We start from the raw sequence: 18,113 nt of genomic DNA, 5'->3' as shown, positions 1-18,113 counted from the left end.
AAATATAATATATGAACTTGTATTATGAAGTGGAAAGTGGGATGAGACGCATTGAATAAAAATGATATAAGAAATATGCACATACCTCCTTTAGATAAAAAAGTAGGAAAAGAGGTTTCTGATTATCTCGATACGTTAACAAAACCAAAGGGGAGTTTAGGAAGACTTGAAGAATTGGCAATCGAATTAGCTGAAATGACAGGTCAACGTTTTCCTGTCATTACGCCGCCTGGTGCGATTATATTTGCTGCAGATCATGGCATAACAACAGAAGGGATTTCAGCCTTTCCAAAAGAGGTGACAACACAGATGACCCTGAATTTTCTTGAGGGTGGTGCTGCGATGAATGTCTTTTGCCGACACATTAACGCTAAAATGGCTGTTGTCGATGTCGGTGTAGCTGAAGACATCTCACATGATCAACTCATTTCACGGAAAATTCGCCGTGGAACACATAATTTCCTTCATGAACACGCAATGACAGAAACAGAAGTTCATGAATGCTTATCCATTGGTTGTGAAGAAACTGACAAAATGATCGCAAGTGGAGCAAAGACATTAATTGTAGGTGAAGTGGGAATTGGGAATACAACATCAGCAAGCGCCCTACTAGCCTCCATGCTAGGCATTTCTGTTCAAGAAATTACTGGTCCTGGAACAGGATTAAACCCAGAGAGAGTCATACATAAACAACAAATTATTGAACAAGCAATTAAGGCTCGACAGCCAAATCGCGATGATGCAATTGATATACTTAAGAAGGTAGGTGGATTTGAAATTACCGCCATGGTAGGAGCCATGTCAACTGCTGCGAAAAAACGGATTCCGATTATTGTTGATGGATTTATTTGCACAGTTGCCGCGCTGCTTGCCACTAAGATCAGCAGCGGTGCATCTGACTATATGATTGCAGGTCACCACTCAAAGGAACCTGGCCATCAAAAGGCTCTGGAGCAGCTTGGGAAAAAGCCAATTTTAGATATGCAAATGAGACTAGGTGAAGGAACTGGTGCTGCTGTTGCATTTCCGGTTATTGAAGCCGCAACGAAAGTGCTTAAAGAAATGGCTACATTTTCTGAAGCTGGTGTGTCTGAAAAAGATAAAGGGCCACTGTAGTATTATGGATAGGAAAAATGTGAAAAAGGAAGGGCAATATTTGCGCTTCCTTTCCGTTTTTCATGGGAAGTTTTCATATTAGTCAAAGTAACGACATTGATAGGGTTCACTTTTTCGTAGGTCGCTCCTTTTTAAATTAGCTTAGGTGTAGTATAATTGCAACAATTGTTGGAATATTTAAATGAAAAAACAGTTGACTTGGAGGTATGAAAATGGATTATGATGCAATTGTTGTGGGTGCTGGTTTGGCGGGTCTCGTAGTGACAACAGAAATAGCTGCTAGGGGAAAGAAAGTTCTGTTACTAGATCAGGAACCGGAAGCATCACTTGGGGGACAAGCTTGGTGGTCGTTTGGTGGCTTATTTCTAGTCGATTCACCTGAACAAAGGCGTATGGGTATTAAAGATTCTAAGGAATTAGCTTGGCAAGATTGGATGGGTACGGCAAGTTTTGACCGTTTAGCCGATGAAGATTATTGGGGAAGAAAGTGGGCAGAAGCTTATGTTAATTTTGCCGCCGAGGAGAAACGCTATTGGTTAACTGAAATGGGGGTCCGCTTTTTCCCAGTAGTTGGTTGGGCAGAACGTGGTGGTTATCTTGCTGATGGGCATGGAAATTCAGTACCACGCTTTCATATTGTTTGGGGGACAGGCCCTGGTATTGTTAAGCCTTTTGAACAGCGGCTAAGAGAGCAAATAAAGCAGGGACTTGTTGATTATTTCCCGCGCCATAGGGTGGACAGGTTAGAAGTCCATAATGAAAAAATTACAGGTGTCAGTGGATCCACTTTGATAGGCTCGAACGCACACCGAGGTGAAACAAGTTCAAAGGAAATAACGGGAAACTTTAAGTATCATGCGGAATCTGTCGTGGTGTCGAGTGGCGGAATAGGGGCTAATTTTGAAATGATTCGTGAAAATTGGCCGAGTTGGCTAGGTATCCCACCAAAGAAGATGATTTCTGGCGTTCCAGCACATGTCGATGGCAGAATGCTTTCCATTACAGAACAGGCAGGAGGACGCATTGTAAACCGAGATCGAATGTGGCATTATACGGAAGGGATCAAAAACTGGAATCCCGTTTGGCCAAAACATGGTATCCGTATTTTGCCTGGCCCATCTTCATTATGGTTTGACGCGGAAGGAAATCGTTTTGGAACTCCTAACTTTCCAGGATTTGATACACTTGGAACCTTAGAAACGATTCAGAAGACGGGCTATGATTATTCATGGTTTATATTAACACAGAAAATAATCGAACGAGAATTTGCCTTGTCAGGTTCAGAACAAAACCCTGACTTAACAGGAAAAAGTATTAAAAAAGTACTCAGTCGAATCCTACCCGGGGCACCAGGACCTGTACAAGCTTTCATGGATAAAGGAGAAGATTTTGTAGTGGCTGACAATATCGACAATCTTGTGATAGGGATGAATAGATTAATAGGAAAAAAGTTGCTCAATGCTAGTAAAATCGAACAACAAATTAAAGCACGTGACCGAGAAGTAATAAATTCCTTCTCTAAGGATCTTCAAGTAACTGCCATTCAAGGTGCTCGTCATTATTTAGGTGATAAGTTGATTAGAGCAGCTGTCCCTCATAAAATTTTAGACCCTAAGAACGGCCCACTTATTGCAGTACGTTTAAACATTATTAGTCGGAAAACGCTCGGTGGCCTCCAAATGGATTTATCTGGTCGTGTATTAAATTCTGAGAGCGAACCTATTCCAGGTCTCTATGCAGCTGGGGAAGTTTCAGGTTTTGGTGGCGGTGGAGCCCATGGTTATCGTTCACTGGAAGGCACTTTTCTAGGAGGATGCCTTTTTACTGGAAGAGTGGTGGGACGAACAGTAGCGAAAATATAATTAATGAAAGACTAGAAGTGATTGGTTGTGAGAAGAGTGAGTAATTAAATAAGATGTTATTAGTAAGTAATAATAAAAATAGTGCCTAAAAATCGTTGGACGTAACGTGGTGACCTTGAAAACCATGCATTCCTAAGAAAATGAACACACAACTGACTTTCTATATGACATTTGTCATATAGGCTACTTGACGTTTATGTCTTTTACCTGAGAAAATTTCCCTTTAGTATAGAAAATAATAATGATGAAAACTAGGGGGAAACAATGAGTAAACAAAAACAAGCTCAATTAAGAAAAAGTGTCCAACCTTTCGCAAAACCTGACACAGTCGCGAGTATCAAGCAGCTTTTTAATACTATCCTTCCTTTTGTTATTCTGTGGTTCTTAGCTTATAAAAGTTTGGCAGTATCAATTTGGTTAACAATTCCTCTACTTATTCTAGCTTCAGGGTTTGTGATTCGCATCTTTATCATCTTTCATGATTGTACGCATGGTTCTTTTTTCAGAAATGGTAAAGCTAATCGGATCGTCGGTACAGTGACAGGAATTATCACGTTATTTGCTTTTGAAAAGTGGAAACGCAATCACTCTATTCACCATGCAACGAGCAGCAACCTGGATAAACGTGGAACTGGTGACGTGTGGGTTATGACAGTAAATGAATACATAGATGCCTCCTTCTGGGGGAAATTAGCTTACCGTTTATATCGAAATCCAATCGTTTTGTTTGGTTTCGGCCCACTATATTTGTATTTAATTTCAAATCGATTTAACCGAAAAGGAGCAAGAAAGAGAGAGCGGATGAATACTTATATAATTAATATTTCGCTTATTGTCCTTTATAGCTCACTCATCTGGTTGATTGGTTGGCAAGCTTTTTTGATTATTCAGCTGCCCATCCTATTTATTGCTGGTAGTCTTGGGATTTGGTTATTTTATGTTCAGCACCAGTTTGAGGATTCATACTTTGAAAATGAAGACGAGTGGAGTTTTGTAAAAGCAGCGGTCGACGGCAGTTCTTATTATAAGTTACCTAAAGTTCTTCAATGGCTAACAGGTAGTATCGGCTTTCACCATGTTCATCACTTAAGTCCGAGAGTTCCTAATTACAAATTGGAAGAGGCACATGAGAAAACACCACCACTCCAACAGGCGACAACAATTACTCTTCGTTCTAGCTTAACAGCAATTCGCTTTCGTTTATATGATGAAAATAGCAAAACGTTTGTGAGCTTTAAAGAGGTTAAAGGTCTCATTAAAAAGAAAAAGGACAAAGTTGAGTATTCATTTAAAGCACCTCGTTCAAGTGTTCAAGAGAAATAGATCAGCATAATTACAAGACCTTCCTAATTTGGAGGGTCTTTATTATCTTTGTAGAAAATAAAATGGAGAATGTGGTTTCTAGGGGAACTTCTATCGGATAAAATTTCACTAGAACTTGGAATACCAATCGATAGAACGTTAAAAATGCCAAACTAGTTCATTCTTGCTCCAGAAGAGCGCCTTATTTTTAAATATCGGCGGTTGCTCACCGTTTTTTGTTATACTTAGAATACGTTAAGTTAAAAGGGAGAAGTTCGTGTGCAAAAGCAAAGATGGTATCATATTGTTCCTAGAAATACAGGATTAAGTATTTATGCATGGATTATTTTTTGTATTCTACCTTTCTATTTTGTCTTTAAAAATTCTTCACCAACCGGAATTATATTCGGACTTGTGATGATCTTACTGTTTTTTGCAGTTTACCGTTTATCTTTTCTCTCAAAGGGATGGACAGTTTATATATCGGTTGGTATAGAAATGACAATAAGTATGATAATGACGATGTTTTTAGGATATGTCTATTTCTCACTTTTCCTAGCCTTTTATATCGGTAATATAGAACGTAAAGCATCGTTTATCACACTCTATGTGATTCATCTGCTCACTACTTTAGGCGCAGTTGGCATCGGATTTTTCACACAAACGGATATTTTTCTATCACAACTGCCATTTATTATTATTAGCATTTTAGGTGTTATTCTTCTGCCTTTTACTCTATATAATATAAATAAACAAGAAAGACTCGAGAGTCAGTTGAAAGATGCCAATAAAAAAATCTCTCAATTAATGGTTCTTGAAGAAAGACAGCGTATCGCTCGGGATTTGCATGATACGCTGGGACAGAAGCTTTCGTTAATTGGACTTAAGAGTGATTTGGCTGGAAAGTTAATCTATGCTGATCAGAATACAGCGAAAAGTGAAATAGAAGACATTCACCAAACAGCACGCATCGCCTTAAAAGAGGTACGTGACATGGTATCCGATATGAAGGAAGCTCGACTTGATGATGAAATACTTCGTGTGAAGCAAATTTTACACGCTGCACAAATGACATGCCATATTGATGGAGAGCCGAAACTTAAAGATACCCCGTTACTCATAGAGAGCGTGCTAACAATGTGTCTAAAGGAAGCTGTGACAAATGTTGTCAAGCATAGCCAAGCGACATCTTGCCATATTACAATTAAACAACTACCTAAGGAATGGTTACTTAAAATAAAAGATAATGGAATTGGGTTAGGAAAAGGTAGTTATAAATTAAAAGAAAATGGGATTCAGGGAATGAGAGAACGGCTTGAATTTGTTAATGGAAACCTTGACATCCAGGCATCACAAGGTTTGCAAGTTACAATCCGAATTCCTAATGTGATTAAAGAAGTCGAAGGGCAGGCGTATATATGATTCGTATTGTTATCGCAGAGGATCAGCAAATGTTACTTGGAGCTTTAGCTTCTTTACTTAATTTAGAAAAAGATATGGAAGTCGTCGGTAAGGCCAAAAATGGCGAGGAGGCGTTAAAGCTTGTTGGTCAACATAAACCGGATATTTGTATGATGGATATAGAAATGCCTATGGTTAGTGGTCTTGATGCGGCAGAACAACTTAAAGACCAACCTTGCAAAGTCATTGTGTTAACAACCTTCGCACGACCGGGTTACTTTCAGCGTGCTCGTGAGGCGAATGTTAGTGGCTATTTATTAAAAGATAGCCCAAGTGAAGAGTTAGCAGATTCCATCCGGAGTATTATGGCGGGCAGGCGGATATATGCTCCTGAATTAGTTGATATGGCGTTTGACCGAGGGAGTCCGTTGACGGAACGCGAGGAGCAGGTTATTCATCTCATAGCCGGGGGGAAGAACACAAAGGAAATAGCTGAATTACTCTATATTACAACAGGGACGGTCCGCAATTATGTTTCAGTTATTTTAGATAAGCTTGAAGTGAGTAACCGTGTCGAAGCAGTTTCCCGTTATGAACAAAAAGGTTGGTTGAGAAAATAGTTTATCTAATATCTTCATATCAGAACCTAAAATAAGAGCCGCTGTCAGAAATCTCTTTACAGCGGCTTTAAATTTGATTGGATAAGTGCATCATCTTGTTTCGGTATCTTCGTTTTAATGCCGCTTGCTCAACCATAAGACACCAGACTTTGCCAGACGAGGCAGAAGCCCTGTAAATGGTTGGGCCATCATATTACCGAACCCATCTGACTTACCTAACGATCCTAGTGTTCCTTTAAGTTTGATAGGTTTCGGCTCTCTTGGTTCATTCCCACGTAAAACAGCATGGAGAACACCTGCAATTTGCTCTCCTTGAATACCTGCTAGCTGGGCACTTGGAGAGAATTCAGATGAGGCGCAATCACCTAATGCGTAGATATTTGGCTGTTCAGGAACTTGATAATAATCATTAACGACTACTTTCCCTTGATTGTCTTTTTTGAATGGTAATTCTCGAACCAAATAATGGGGTTGAACACCAGCTGTCCAAATAGTGACGTCATTCATGTAACACACGCCGTTATTACACACGCCATCTTTTTCAACATATTCAACATTTGCATGGTGAAGGACTTCTACATCATTTTTCAAAAACCAGTCGGCGACATGCGCTTGAATCCTTGGATTAAAGGCTCTTAGCACAGACGCTCCCCGATCGAGTAATCTAATATTCAAATCCGGTCGACTTTCTCTAATTTCAGAAGCTACTTCAATTCCGCTTAATCCAGCACCAACAATGGTAACTTTCCCATAAGCATGCAGATTTCCTACAGCTACACCGGCAAGACGAGCTTTAGAGAATGATTGAACACTCTCGGTGAATTGTTCTGCTCCTTCAATATTGTGGTAATTATCTTCACAACCTAAACCAATAATCAGGTAATCATAAGAAATGATATCACTGACATTATGAAAGGATATCTTTTGATGTTTCACATCAATTTCACTTACTCTGGCAAACATATAATTAACGCGATCATCATCTGGATATTGAACACGGACATCTTTCTCGGCGGATGTTCCAGCAGCAATGGTGTAAAATTCCGTTTTAAGTGAGTGGTATGGGTTTTTATCAATTAAGGTAATTTTTACATCGTCAGGAACTCCTTGCCCGAGTAACCCTAAAAGTGTCTTTAAACCACCATAGCCTCCACCTAGTATTACTAAGTTTTTCATTAGTATAATAACCCCCATCCTTACATATTAGTTAACTGTAAGGGCATTCTCCTTAAATCCTCAAAAACTATCCATCTCTAAGATTACCAAATATACCGCTATAAAACTAGAGAAATAGGCGAAAAAGATTATAATCTATCATAATCTGAGGCTTTATTCGGCAGGTGGTTGTAGTCAATTAGCTACTGATAAAATTGATAATAACCAAACACTCTAGAAAATGATTCGTTAACCATAGATATCGTTCACAATTTTATCAGAAGTTTAACTACCTTTATCATGTTATCAATGAAACATTTAAGGTATAATACAGGGTGGAAAGTAGGGAAATGAATGACAAGGATACTTTACTTTATTATAATCGTTTCATTTTTAGATACATTTATTCAGTTGCCAATAATTACGCCTTATGCTCTTGACCTGGGAGCATCACATCTTTTAGCAGGTTCTATTGTCGCTGTCTATTCGCTCACAAATATGGTGGGAAATATTTTCGGCGGGCATTGGATAGACAGATATGGCAGGAAACGTATGTTGTTTTTAGGAATGCTCTTTGCGGGGCTTATTCTTTTATTTTATCCAGTTGCACAAACAGGTTGGCAGCTTTTCTTTGTTCGTTTCTTTCACGGTTTAGCTGGCGGGATACTAATTCCTGCTGCTTTTGCTTATGTTGGGGATCAAACGAAAGCAAGTTCGCGAGGGAAAACCATGGCACTTACAGGTGCTTGTATTGGAACCGCAGCAATAATAGGGCCAGCTATTGGAGGAATTATGGCTGCCCGAGCAAAAGCTGATTATGTGTTTATTTTAGTAGCTGTTTTATTTTTTATTAGTTTATTTTTAATCTATAAATTTATTGAGGAGTCCTTTAAAACGACGGAAAAAGGGAAATTCAATTTCTCAGAATTTACGCCATTGTTAAAGCATCCATTAGTCATACAAGCATCACTTGCTGCTTTTGCCATTATGATTAGTAATGGGACACTTGCCTTTGCATTACCGTTAAAAGTAGATGAGATGGGCATGACATCTTCTACGACTGGAATGCTCCTGAGCACGTATGGGATTGTCGCTTTGATTGTTTTCTTAACCCCGTTGAATCGGATGTTTGATAAATTTTCTCCGGTCACTTTAGTCGTGACGGGAATAACTATCATTGGTTTTGTTCACATTATGCTTAATGTCATCTCGGTTTACGGATTAGTTATTGTGTTGATGGTTATTTATGGTGTTGGGTTTTCACTTGTTTTTCCGTCAATGAATCAAATTGTTACTGAAGCTTCCACTAAGGTGGACCGAGGGAAAGCTTATGGTGTCTTTTATGCCTTCTTCTCGCTAGGGTCTGTCGCAGGGTCGTTTGTTTCAGGTGCAACCAGTGATGCTTTAGGTCTGCCATTTTTATCAAGTGCCGTCACAATGTTGTTAGTAGGATTAATTGTTTTCTTGATAGCGAAAAAGTATAAGAAAAAGGAATCATAATAAAAAGAACATCAGCTGAAGTAAATTTCAGTTGATGTTTTTTTATGGTTAGACGTTTTATCTCTACTAATTATAGATTAACCATTTATCCCTAGGAGAATATTCTAAAATTACTGAAAGGGTAAAGCAGTTCATGATATACTTAAACAAAAAGGGAGGCTAGAAGTTGATGAGCGACGTAAAAAAGGCAGTGCAAGACTTTTATGCAGATGATTATTCATGGTGTTATGGATGTGGTCGTCTTAATGAAGAGGGACTTCATTTAAGAACAGGGTGGGAAGGTGAGAACACAATCACCATTTATGAACCACGTCCCGAACATAAAGCGATTCCTGGATTTATTTATGGTGGATTGATTGCATCGTTGGTTGATTGTCATGGAACAGGATCAGCGTCAGCGGCATTACATAAGAAAAATGGGCATGAACTGGGTGATGGGACGGAGCCACCTCGCTTTGTAACTGCTTCTCTTCATGTGGATTATTTAAAGCCAACTCCAGCAGGGGTTCCTTTAAAAGCCATTGGCACACCCGAAGAAATTCATCCGAAGAAGTGGAAAATACACACAAAAGTGTATGCAGGTGATGAGTGTGTTGTTAAGGGAGAAGTCGATGCTGCAGTTATGCCGGATACATTTATGAAAAAGTAATGACGAGAGGATCCTTTAAGAGACGTGGATTATTATTCTATGAAAGGACTTTTATATGACCGTTTTATTACGGTAATCAAAAGAAATGGACATTAAAAGGCTTTGGCTGGTTTTTAGGTGCGTTAGGGGTATTATTGACCATATATTTGGATGTATATTTAAAGGGAACCATCACTCCGTTATTATTAATTATCCAACTTTTAGCAGTATTGACGAGTGTTTATCAAGGGATCCACAATATGAATAAGCCTCAAAAAGCGTATGTTCGAGCACATGACGATCACCTTTCAATTTATCGGTCTTCGTGGACACCGCGAGAGAGGATAAGGTACGATAAAATAGAAGATTATTATACAGTAAGTTCGTTACTCGTTCTTCAATTGAAAAGTGGAAGAGAATCTCAATTTGATCTTGATTTGTTTTCAATGTCAGATGTAGAGGGTATAAAGAGATTAATTGAAACAAAGATTGAAAAGTAATGAAGGGGCGATAACTAATGAGCAAAAAAGTTAGAATTGGAAAAACTGATTTAGAGGTCACACCAGTCGGACTTGGAGCTAATGCTGTAGGAGGCCATAACCTTTATCCTAATTTAGATGAAGAGGAAGGGAAAAATGTAGTTAGAACAGCTATTGAACAAGATATGGACTTTATTGATACTGCCTTTAGTTATGGAAAAGGACGTTCTGAGGAACTTATTGGTGAGGTATTAAAAGAAACGGGCAGACGCCAAGATATTGTTCTCGCAACAAAAGGTGCACATATTTATAAAGGTGATCAAATCATTAAAACGAATGATCCTGATTTTCTAAAAGAAACAGTGGAAGCAAGCTTAAAACGACTTCAGACTGATTACATCGATTTATTTTATATCCATCATCCTGATGAAGAAACCCCGAAAGATGAGGCGGTAGGAGCATTGAAGGACTTGAAGGATGAAGGGAAAATCCGAGCAATCGGTGTATCTAATTTTTCAATAGAACAATTAAAAGAAGCAAATAAGGATGGGTATGTCGATGTGATTCAAGATCATTACAACCTATTAAATCGTGAAGTGGAAGATACGCTTTTCCCATATGTTTTAGAAAATGATTTATCATTTGTGCCTTTCTTCCCGTTTGCTTCAGGAATCTTAGCAGGCCACTATACAAAAGATACAACATTTAATGATTTCAGGAAAGATATGCCTCATTTCCAAGGAGAAGCCTTTCTAAGAAACCTGGAAAAAGTGGACAAACTTCGCAATTTAGCGAATGCGAGGGAAACTGAAGTGGCGAATCTTGTGCTGGCATGGTACTTATCACAAGAAGTTATTGATGTTGTTATCCCAGGAGCGAAACGTACTGAACAAGTTGAAAGTAACTTACGGACAATGGATGTTTATTTAAGCGAAGAGGAAAAAGAAGAGATCAGTCAAATCTTTAATGAAAAATAATATACTACGTTAAAAAAGAAGCTGCACCTTTAGAGGGGGACAGCTTCTTTTTAAAGTTAATCCATCATCTCACTTAAAATTTCAAAGGAACGAAGACGCTCTTTGTGATCATAAATGGCTGAGGCGATCATGATTTCGTCAGCACCGGTTTGCTCAATAAAGTCTTCAAGTTGACGCTTAACAGATTCAGAATCACCGATAATTGTTGCAGGTGAATCTAATGTTTTCCCAACAGCGGCCTTTTCTGTTTCTGTCCAAACTTCTTCCATGTCACGTGGTGGTTGGAATTTGGACGGTTGATTACGACGTAGGCTTAGAAACTGTTGCTGTTGTGACGACGCTAAATACTCGGCCTTTTCCTGTGTATCAGCCGCTATGATATTAACTGCCGGCATGGCATGTGGCTTTTCAAGAGATTCGGACGCTTCAAATTTATCACGATAAAGTTTCAGTGCATCGAATAGATAGTCAGGTGCAAAGTGGCTTGCAAATGAAAAAGGGAGTCCTTTATGGGCCGCAAGCTGGGCACTGAATCCACTTGATCCAAGTAGCCATAGTGGGACATGTGCACCTTTTCCAGGGATTGCTTTAACATGAGTCCTTGGTTCATCTGAAAAATAATCCTGAAGCTCATTCACTTGCATTGGAAAATCTTCTACACCTTCGTTTAAATTACGACGCAAAGCAAAGGCTGTCATTTGATCGGTTCCAGGTGCTCGTCCTAGTCCAAGATCGATACGCCCAGGGAAAAGCGCCTCTAACGTACCAAATTGTTCTGCAATCACAAGTGTTGCATGGTTAGGCAACATAACTCCACCAGACCCAACACGGATGTCTTTTGTTTGACTAGCTACATGGCCAATAATGACAGATGTTGCTGAACTCGCAATTCCTGGCATATTATGATGTTCAGCGAACCAGTAACGATTAAACCCCCACTTATCTGCATGCTGAGCAATGTCAACACTGTTGAGGAAAGATTCTCTTGCAGTTCCGCCTTCATTGATCTGTGCTAAATCAAGAATTGATAAAGGTATATTGTTAAATTTTTTCACATTTTTTGATAGCATTTGAGCCCTCCTATAATGTTTCCTTAATAGAAAATGATATCGGGTTTATGAGTAACCGTCCAATAATCCGTTTTGAAACGAAGTAGGTATGACACGAACTAACTAGACCTAACTACTTTAAATTGATTTTATTTTCAAGAATCATTTATTCTTTCAATGTTTTAAGTAGGTCTTTAGCATCTGCCCAAAGATGAGCGTACCCCTGTGCATAAACAATGGCTTCTCTTTCATCTCCCAACCCGATATACTCAAACTCTTGCTCTGGGATTTGTTTATTGCCAAGCAAGTAATCAATAACGTATGGGTTTTGAGTATCTGCTTCTTTTAGTAAGCGAATGGATTGAGTCGACAAACCTTCAGTGAAATAGCTGACTAAAGCTTTACTGAACAGAAATGCAGCTGTAATATCATCTTTGTATGCATTGAACAGTTTGTTAATAGATTTAAAATCTCTACACTGAATATAAAGAGGTAATATTAGTTCTCGAATACCTTGATTATCATTTGGGTTTAGTTCTAACAACTCCTCATACTGTTTAACGGCTTCCTCATCAAAGCCTGCTTGTTCAAGCGAGATGCCATAGGCTGCTTTTGCCCGCATATAGGGACGAGTTTCAATCAACCCCCAAAAATGGCCTTTGTTTTCCTGGAAAAACTCTTCACCCAAATCCTTTTCTCCAGCCTTAACCGCTTGTTGTACTCGTTTACGATATGCCTGCGGTGTAGAAGCCTTTTCGGCTAAAAGTAAGTAGGCATCAGGACTATTAGGATAAATATCCAAAGCTTGTTCTATAAGTTGGTCCTGTTCATTTCCATGTTTACTGAGCGCCTCATGAATTATTTCCTGTGCAATATAGCGAGGCTCTTGAGGTGTAGAAGGCATTGTTCCGCTTGCAAGCAAGTCATTAATATAATCACTCGCTTCCTGAGACGTTGCAAATTCCTTTTCAGATAATAAGTTCTGAATAGCCAACAAATCTCGTTCACTATTCAATGTACCCATATTTCTAGGGTCGCTTGGGAAAGTGGCTGAAGGTGTGGGCTGCTCAATGGTGTCACTATTTAATAAATCAAATTCATCGATGTGACTTGCCATCACCTCGGCCATTTTTCGATAATTGGCTGAGACAGTGCCAGCGTTTGTGTTATATTCTTTGGCAACTTGGGACTGGGTGATTGTTTCACCTTCAACAAAGGTGAGTTGAATCAAATACTCAAGCGCAGCAGCATGTGCCCCAGGCTTTTTAATGTCAGGGTTTTTTCTAAGACAATAAACATTCCAAAAAAGAACGCCAGATTGAATCAACTGTTCACTAAAGTTCTTGGCCAGCATATGATCCGCAAAAAGTTGGGCGGTCATTTTGTGACGATCATCAAACCATCGTAGTGTAAAGTCATCTTCAGACTTCAGAACGTTCGCTAAAAACTCAGGGTATACCTCAGAGAGTTTTTCTTTATTCAATTCTATTTCATCTAACACTGCTAGTATGCTTCCTTCTTCTTCAGCAGGAAATTGAAGCATACTGTAAAGGAAATCATGCATATTTACGTAAGGAATTAGCGTACCAGCCACAATATTACCTATCTCATAATCTAAATCATCATTAAATAAAGATTGATAGGTCTGAAAGTTTTTAAGATCCTGTAGTATCATATGTGGTACAGGGTGATCCTTAACAGATTCAATTTTAAAAACACTACAATGGGCTTCACCACGCCATGAAGAAAAAACATTTTTGGTTCGAGGATGTTTTATTTTATCTTTTTTTGTATTATAAAACACGTCAAAAATAGTTTTGTTATTTTTAATGGGCTCTTTTAAGACAATCCAAGCCGTTAATAGAGAAAGATACGCATCGACTTCTTCTTCATCACCTTCACTTAAATATGCTTCTACATACTGGTGAGATAACTCGACTAATCTATCGTTAAAATGAGTCACGGCAAAATCCATCAATTCCATGTTTAATTGCTCGAGTTCATTATTATATAGCCCTGGATTAAACTCAATGACATTATTTGCACCGCAACATTTTTTGTATTTTTTGCCACTACCGCATGGACATGGGTCGTTTCTTTTTGGTTTACTCATTACGAACACCTCACAAGTTATTCATTAACTTTCATTATGAAGGATGAGGCAGATGTGGACAAGGCTTTTAATGAAAAAAGACTTGCTACTTTGCCTCTCATTTTGTATGATTGTTAGATGAGTATCATGAAAAGAGGATTGAAAATGAGTAAACCATCCATTTACGGATTAACATATGAACAATTGACTGATTGGCTTGTTGAACGCGGTCAGAAAAAGTTTCGTGCCCAGCAAGTGTGGGGTTGGCTATACCAAAAGCGCGTAAAGCATTTTTCTGATATGAAAAATGTCAATAAAGATTGTATCGCTATGTTGGAAGAGAACTTTGTTTTACATTCACTTGAAGAAGAAATAAAACAAGAATCAAAGGACGGCACAATTAAATTTTTATTTAAACTGGCAGATGGCAACTTGATTGAAACGGTATTAATGCGTTTTAATTATGGTCTATCTGTTTGTGTGACGACACAAGTAGGCTGTAATATTGGCTGTACTTTTTGCGCCAGTGGTATCCTCTCTAAAAGTCGTGACTTAACTGGCGGGGAAATTGTTGAGCAAATAATGAAAGTTCAAGAACACCTAGACAATCAAGGAAAAGATGAGCGTGTCAGTCATATTGTCGTCATGGGAATTGGTGAGCCATTAGATAATTTCACCAACTTGATGAACTTTATTAATGTTGTGAATGATCAAGAAGGACTATCGATCGGCGCGCGCCATATTACTGTCTCAACAAGTGGTCTCGCACATAAGATACGAGAGTTTGCAGATCAAGAGTTACAAATCAATTTGGCTATTTCTTTACACGCGCCAAATGATGAACTTCGCACAAGTATTATGAAAATAAATAGAGCCTTTCCGATTGAAAAGTTAATGGCTTCGGTCGATTATTATTTAGAAAAAATGAATCGACGCATTACATTTGAATATATTATGTTAAAAGATGTAAATGACCATGAAAAGGAAGCAGAGGAGCTTGCTAAACTATTGCATCCGATTCGCCATCTAGCGTATGTTAACTTAATTCCTTATAACCCTGTGAGTGAGCATATTCAATATGAACGCAGTGAATCAGATGTGATTCAGCATTTTCATGAAACACTGAAAAAGAACCGTGTGCAGTCAGGTGTCCGCTGGGAAAATGGTGCTGATATCGATGCAGCATGCGGCCAGTTAAGAAGTAAGCAAATTAAGAAGAAAAGCGTTAGCTAAGAACCGAGAGACCGCTCCTCACGTTCAAAAGTTTGCGTGAGTTGCGAATTTTAATCGAGAGATCGCTCCTCACGTTCAAAAGTTTGCGTGAGTTGCGAATTTTAACCGAGAGATCGCTCCTCACGTTCAAAAGTTTGCGTGAGTTGCGAATTTTAACCGAGAGACCGCTCCTCACGTTCAAAAGTTTGCGCGAGACGCGAAATTTAATCGAGAGGACGCCTCTCACATTCAAAAGTAAGTGTGAGACGTGATTTTTAATCGAGAGCCCTCTCTCGAAGTAAGGTACGACACATACACATTCAAAATCACACCGAACAATGGGGTGTTTTAATCACTCCTTGTTCGGTTTAATTTAGGCTTAATATCTGTTGCTTAACTCACATAAAGTAAAACTACTTCCGTATTCGTATTTGAATAGGCTTTTTGCAGTCCTTTGTCTTTAATATTTTGCTTTGAGACAATCTTCTGTTTTAAAGGAATGGTAGCAGGACTCGTGAACAGGTCTTTATTTAACTCAATAGTTTTATCTGTTTTCCAGTTTGGAGTTAGAATCCGGTTGTCAGCAAAAATTTGTGGCAGCTTAATCCCTTTTTTAAAAAAATAATGCTCATCCTCTTTTGCCACTCCTGGCTCGTTCAGACAAATGTATAAAGATAAGTTATCAAAGAACTGTAAGATTTCATAGTGCTTTAAAAATACATCTTCTTTCGTATTCAATTGATCTTTAATTCGTTCTTGTCTCGCTCTTTCTCTCTCAACGAACCCCGTGGCTGAAGCATTTGAACTATTATTTAAAAAACGTGTATAATGTTCGCTGCATAAGAGGGCGGCATACAAGTCATTTTCCTCAACCATATTAATTCCATACTCGTATATAACTGTTTTTGGTTCTGTCGGATAGTTGGTAAATGAAAAGGGGCTCTGTTGTTGATCGTTCCAAAAAGGAGCCTCATCAAAAGGTATCCAACCACAATCATGTTGAGCAATGGCATACTCTAGGGAGGAAGAGTCTTCTTCAGGAAGCAAATGATTATGCAACTGCTGATATAGTCTTTTTGATATTTGTGCGTGATCATGCTGTTTAATCATAATGAATGCATCATTTTGTTCACGAATAATCATGAGAATCATCCTTTTGCCATAAAAATATTCACTCATGCTATTTTTAATCTAGTCTACGCAATTTTGTCTTGTTCATCAAATGTAAAAGTCACACATTCCCTTTTCACATAATTAGCCTGTTTGCAGCCAAACTATATATTAATTAACTTAAAAAGGAGTTTGGCGCTAATGGACTGGAGTTTTATATGGAAAACAATATTGATTGTCGTAGTCGGAACTGCCTTATTACGCATTGCAGGAAGGAAATCCATATCCCAACTGACGATTGCCCAAACAGTCATTATGGTCTCTATCGGTACATTACTCATCCAACCAGTTGTCGGAAAAAATGTCTGGTTTACCTTATTAATTGGAGCAATAATGGTCGGCACACTTTTATTGATGGAATATGTAGAGCTTAAAAGTGACACTCTTGAAAAGGTTATTACGGGTAAGTCAAAGGTCTTAATTGAAAATGGAGAACTTAATGAGAAGACAATGAGTCAATTGCGCATGACTGTTGATCAACTTGAGATGAAGTTACGTCAAAAAAATGTTTCTAAAATAAGTGATGTGAAAACAGCTACATTAGAAGCGAACGGTCAATTGGGGTTTATATTAAAGGATGAGGCCCGTCCTGTTACGAAAAAAGAGCTACAGCAATTATCACAGCAGATTAATATGTCTTTAAGTACACTTCTAGCTAATTCAACCAATTATATGCAGCAACAGCAATCAAGTGCATCTTATAATCAAATGGATAGTCAAAGAAAACAAGCATCAAGCAAACAATCTCAACATCAAACACAAGATATTTTTAAAGAGGTTGAAAAGGGAGGGCATGAACAAGCGCCTCCGAAATATTTACAATAGGGAAATATAAAATCAGCAGATTCAGTGCTTTTGAATTTGCTGATTTTTTTGGTAAACATAATAATTTTTCTGAATAGTGTTGCATGATTGAATAGTTTCCATTATATTTAGAATAACTCGATATTACATACATATATTTCAAACAGAAGAATTTGATTTGAAAGCAGGTATGATTATGAACGAACACTTATTTTTAAAGCAATTAACGATTGAACTGCGAGGACTGCCCGACAATGAAATTGAGGCTGTGCTCGAAGACTATAGAGATTATTTTTCTGAAGCACGTGGCAACGGGTTATCTGAAGAAGACACTGTTAAATCTTTGGGTCGTCCATTTGATATAGCTCAAGATATTAAGACATCGCAGAAGCAAGCTACTCAACATACAGAATCTCATGTTTCCTCTTCAACGCAATCAATTATTGTTATGATTTCTTTAATTCTATTTAACCTTATTATCGTACTAGGGCCAGCTATCGGAGTGATCGGAGGCTTTTTTGGAATTGTTATTTCATGTGGATTATTTACGATTTTACCAATACTTGTTAGCTTAAAATTATTTTTTGGTGCTGGACATTTATTTGAGTTATTTCTCTCATTTATTTTATGTGGTATTAGCATTTTGGTCTTCCCTTTTTTATTGACCTTAATGAAAAAAGGAAAGCATTATCTTAATCAATATGTGTCTTGGAATATAAGGCTAATGAAAGGGGAGGTATCGTGAG

At 38.3% G+C, this 18,113-nt stretch carries 16 protein-coding genes; 12 read left to right on the top strand and 4 right to left on the bottom strand.

From position 1 onward, the window contains the following. Nucleotides 1–75: 75 nt before the first annotated feature. The 5 genes from cobT (at nt 76) to KQI49_RS04440 (ending at nt 6,301) form a co-directional block, all read left to right on the top strand. Nucleotides 76–1,116, top strand: a complete 1,041-nt coding sequence (cobT, locus tag KQI49_RS04460) for a nicotinate-nucleotide--dimethylbenzimidazole phosphoribosyltransferase (protein ID WP_216487353.1) — start codon at nt 76–78, stop codon at nt 1,114–1,116. A gap of 212 nt (nt 1,117–1,328) precedes the next feature. Next, nucleotides 1,329–2,978 (top strand): FAD-binding dehydrogenase, encoded by a 1,650-nt coding sequence (locus tag KQI49_RS04455; RefSeq protein WP_216487157.1) that lies wholly within the window; start codon nt 1,329–1,331, stop codon nt 2,976–2,978. A gap of 264 nt (nt 2,979–3,242) precedes the next feature. Next, on the top strand, nt 3,243–4,301 hold the full coding sequence (gene desA, locus KQI49_RS04450) for a Delta(5) desaturase DesA (RefSeq protein ID WP_216487156.1): 1,059 nt from the start codon (nt 3,243–3,245) through the stop codon (nt 4,299–4,301). Nucleotides 4,302–4,559: 258 nt separating this feature from the next. Further along, the gene (locus tag KQI49_RS04445; protein ID WP_216487155.1) at nt 4,560–5,702 is read left to right on the top strand and encodes a sensor histidine kinase; all 1,143 of its coding nucleotides are present in this window, start codon (nt 4,560–4,562) and stop codon (nt 5,700–5,702) included. Continuing rightward, nucleotides 5,699–6,301 (top strand): response regulator transcription factor, encoded by a 603-nt coding sequence (locus KQI49_RS04440; RefSeq protein WP_216487154.1) that lies wholly within the window; start codon nt 5,699–5,701, stop codon nt 6,299–6,301. The genes KQI49_RS04445 and KQI49_RS04440 overlap by 4 nt, the downstream gene beginning before the upstream one ends. 114 nt (nt 6,302–6,415) lie before the next feature. On the opposite strand, the gene KQI49_RS04435 is transcribed toward KQI49_RS04440, so the two are convergent. Continuing rightward, a complete protein-coding gene (locus KQI49_RS04435) occupies nt 6,416–7,477 on the bottom strand; it encodes an NAD(P)/FAD-dependent oxidoreductase (protein ID WP_216487153.1) in 1,062 nt (353 codons plus the stop codon). Nucleotides 7,478–7,810: 333 nt separating this feature from the next. On the opposite strand from KQI49_RS04435, the gene KQI49_RS04430 reads away from it, so the two are divergent. From KQI49_RS04430 to KQI49_RS04415, 4 genes are all read left to right on the top strand, one after another. Continuing rightward, on the top strand, nt 7,811–8,956 hold the full coding sequence (locus KQI49_RS04430; protein ID WP_216487152.1) for an MFS transporter: 1,146 nt from the start codon (nt 7,811–7,813) through the stop codon (nt 8,954–8,956). A gap of 169 nt (nt 8,957–9,125) precedes the next feature. Beyond that, complete coding sequence (locus tag KQI49_RS04425) at nt 9,126–9,605, top strand: PaaI family thioesterase (RefSeq protein WP_216487151.1); 480 nt, start codon at nt 9,126–9,128, stop codon at nt 9,603–9,605. 239 nt (nt 9,606–9,844) lie between these two features. Then, nucleotides 9,845–10,084 carry a hypothetical protein gene (locus KQI49_RS04420; protein WP_216487150.1) on the top strand — a complete coding sequence of 80 codons (240 nt, stop codon included), beginning with the start codon at nt 9,845–9,847 and terminating at the stop codon, nt 10,082–10,084. Nucleotides 10,085–10,101: 17 nt separating this feature from the next. Further along, nucleotides 10,102–11,040, top strand: a complete 939-nt coding sequence (locus KQI49_RS04415) for an aldo/keto reductase (RefSeq protein ID WP_216487149.1) — start codon at nt 10,102–10,104, stop codon at nt 11,038–11,040. Between the two features lie 56 nt (nt 11,041–11,096). Here KQI49_RS04415 and KQI49_RS04410 read toward each other — a convergent pair whose 3' ends face one another. Together KQI49_RS04410 and KQI49_RS04405 are read right to left on the bottom strand one after the other, a co-directional pair. After that, nucleotides 11,097–12,110 carry an LLM class flavin-dependent oxidoreductase gene (locus tag KQI49_RS04410; RefSeq protein WP_216487148.1) on the bottom strand — a complete coding sequence of 338 codons (1,014 nt, stop codon included), beginning with the start codon at nt 12,108–12,110 and terminating at the stop codon, nt 11,097–11,099. Nucleotides 12,111–12,255: 145 nt separating this feature from the next. Next, nucleotides 12,256–14,202 carry an SEC-C metal-binding domain-containing protein gene (locus KQI49_RS04405; protein ID WP_216487147.1) on the bottom strand — a complete coding sequence of 649 codons (1,947 nt, stop codon included), beginning with the start codon at nt 14,200–14,202 and terminating at the stop codon, nt 12,256–12,258. A 144-nt stretch (nt 14,203–14,346) separates the two neighbouring features. On the opposite strand from KQI49_RS04405, the gene rlmN reads away from it, so the two are divergent. Beyond that, on the top strand, nt 14,347–15,414 hold the full coding sequence (gene rlmN / locus KQI49_RS04400) for a dual-specificity RNA methyltransferase RlmN (protein WP_216487146.1): 1,068 nt from the start codon (nt 14,347–14,349) through the stop codon (nt 15,412–15,414). A 372-nt stretch (nt 15,415–15,786) separates the two neighbouring features. Here the strand turns inward: rlmN and KQI49_RS04395 are convergent, their stop codons facing one another. Continuing rightward, nucleotides 15,787–16,536 carry a DUF3891 family protein gene (locus KQI49_RS04395; RefSeq protein WP_216487145.1) on the bottom strand — a complete coding sequence of 250 codons (750 nt, stop codon included), beginning with the start codon at nt 16,534–16,536 and terminating at the stop codon, nt 15,787–15,789. A 168-nt stretch (nt 16,537–16,704) separates the two neighbouring features. Between KQI49_RS04395 and KQI49_RS04390 the strand changes: the two genes are divergently transcribed. Then, the gene (locus KQI49_RS04390; protein ID WP_216487144.1) at nt 16,705–17,388 is read left to right on the top strand and encodes a DUF421 domain-containing protein; all 684 of its coding nucleotides are present in this window, start codon (nt 16,705–16,707) and stop codon (nt 17,386–17,388) included. A gap of 175 nt (nt 17,389–17,563) precedes the next feature. Further along, nucleotides 17,564–18,112: a DUF1700 domain-containing protein gene (locus KQI49_RS04385; protein WP_216487143.1), complete on the top strand. Its 549-nt coding sequence runs from the start codon at nt 17,564–17,566 to the stop codon at nt 18,110–18,112. Nucleotide 18,113: the final 1 nt, after the last annotated feature.

The organism is Virgibacillus sp. MSJ-26 (genome assembly GCF_018918075.1).
Lineage (GTDB): Bacteria > Bacillota > Bacilli > Bacillales > Amphibacillaceae > MSJ-26.
This window is presented reverse-complemented; position numbering and strand designations above follow the sequence as displayed.

What these genes read in the sequence shown, in the direction of transcription:
- KQI49_RS04385 (WP_216487143.1), top strand. Translation starts at nt 17,564, where the DNA reads ATGAACGAACACTTATTTTTAAAGCAATTAACGATTGAACTGCGAGGA.
- KQI49_RS04430 (WP_216487152.1), top strand. Translation starts at nt 7,811, where the DNA reads ATGACAAGGATACTTTACTTTATTATAATCGTTTCATTTTTAGATACA.
- KQI49_RS04395 (WP_216487145.1), bottom strand. Translation starts at nt 16,536, where the DNA reads ATGATTATTCGTGAACAAAATGATGCATTCATTATGATTAAACAGCAT.
- KQI49_RS04420 (WP_216487150.1), top strand. Translation starts at nt 9,845, where the DNA reads ATGAATAAGCCTCAAAAAGCGTATGTTCGAGCACATGACGATCACCTT.
- KQI49_RS04415 (WP_216487149.1), top strand. Translation starts at nt 10,102, where the DNA reads ATGAGCAAAAAAGTTAGAATTGGAAAAACTGATTTAGAGGTCACACCA.
- KQI49_RS04435 (WP_216487153.1), bottom strand. Translation starts at nt 7,477, where the DNA reads ATGAAAAACTTAGTAATACTAGGTGGAGGCTATGGTGGTTTAAAGACA.
- KQI49_RS04455 (WP_216487157.1), top strand. Translation starts at nt 1,329, where the DNA reads ATGGATTATGATGCAATTGTTGTGGGTGCTGGTTTGGCGGGTCTCGTA.
- KQI49_RS04410 (WP_216487148.1), bottom strand. Translation starts at nt 12,110, where the DNA reads ATGCTATCAAAAAATGTGAAAAAATTTAACAATATACCTTTATCAATT.
- desA (WP_216487156.1), top strand. Translation starts at nt 3,243, where the DNA reads ATGAGTAAACAAAAACAAGCTCAATTAAGAAAAAGTGTCCAACCTTTC.
- rlmN (WP_216487146.1), top strand. Translation starts at nt 14,347, where the DNA reads ATGAGTAAACCATCCATTTACGGATTAACATATGAACAATTGACTGAT.
- cobT (WP_216487353.1), top strand. Translation starts at nt 76, where the DNA reads ATGCACATACCTCCTTTAGATAAAAAAGTAGGAAAAGAGGTTTCTGAT.
- KQI49_RS04390 (WP_216487144.1), top strand. Translation starts at nt 16,705, where the DNA reads ATGGACTGGAGTTTTATATGGAAAACAATATTGATTGTCGTAGTCGGA.
- KQI49_RS04425 (WP_216487151.1), top strand. Translation starts at nt 9,126, where the DNA reads ATGAGCGACGTAAAAAAGGCAGTGCAAGACTTTTATGCAGATGATTAT.
- KQI49_RS04405 (WP_216487147.1), bottom strand. Translation starts at nt 14,202, where the DNA reads ATGAGTAAACCAAAAAGAAACGACCCATGTCCATGCGGTAGTGGCAAA.
- KQI49_RS04440 (WP_216487154.1), top strand. Translation starts at nt 5,699, where the DNA reads ATGATTCGTATTGTTATCGCAGAGGATCAGCAAATGTTACTTGGAGCT.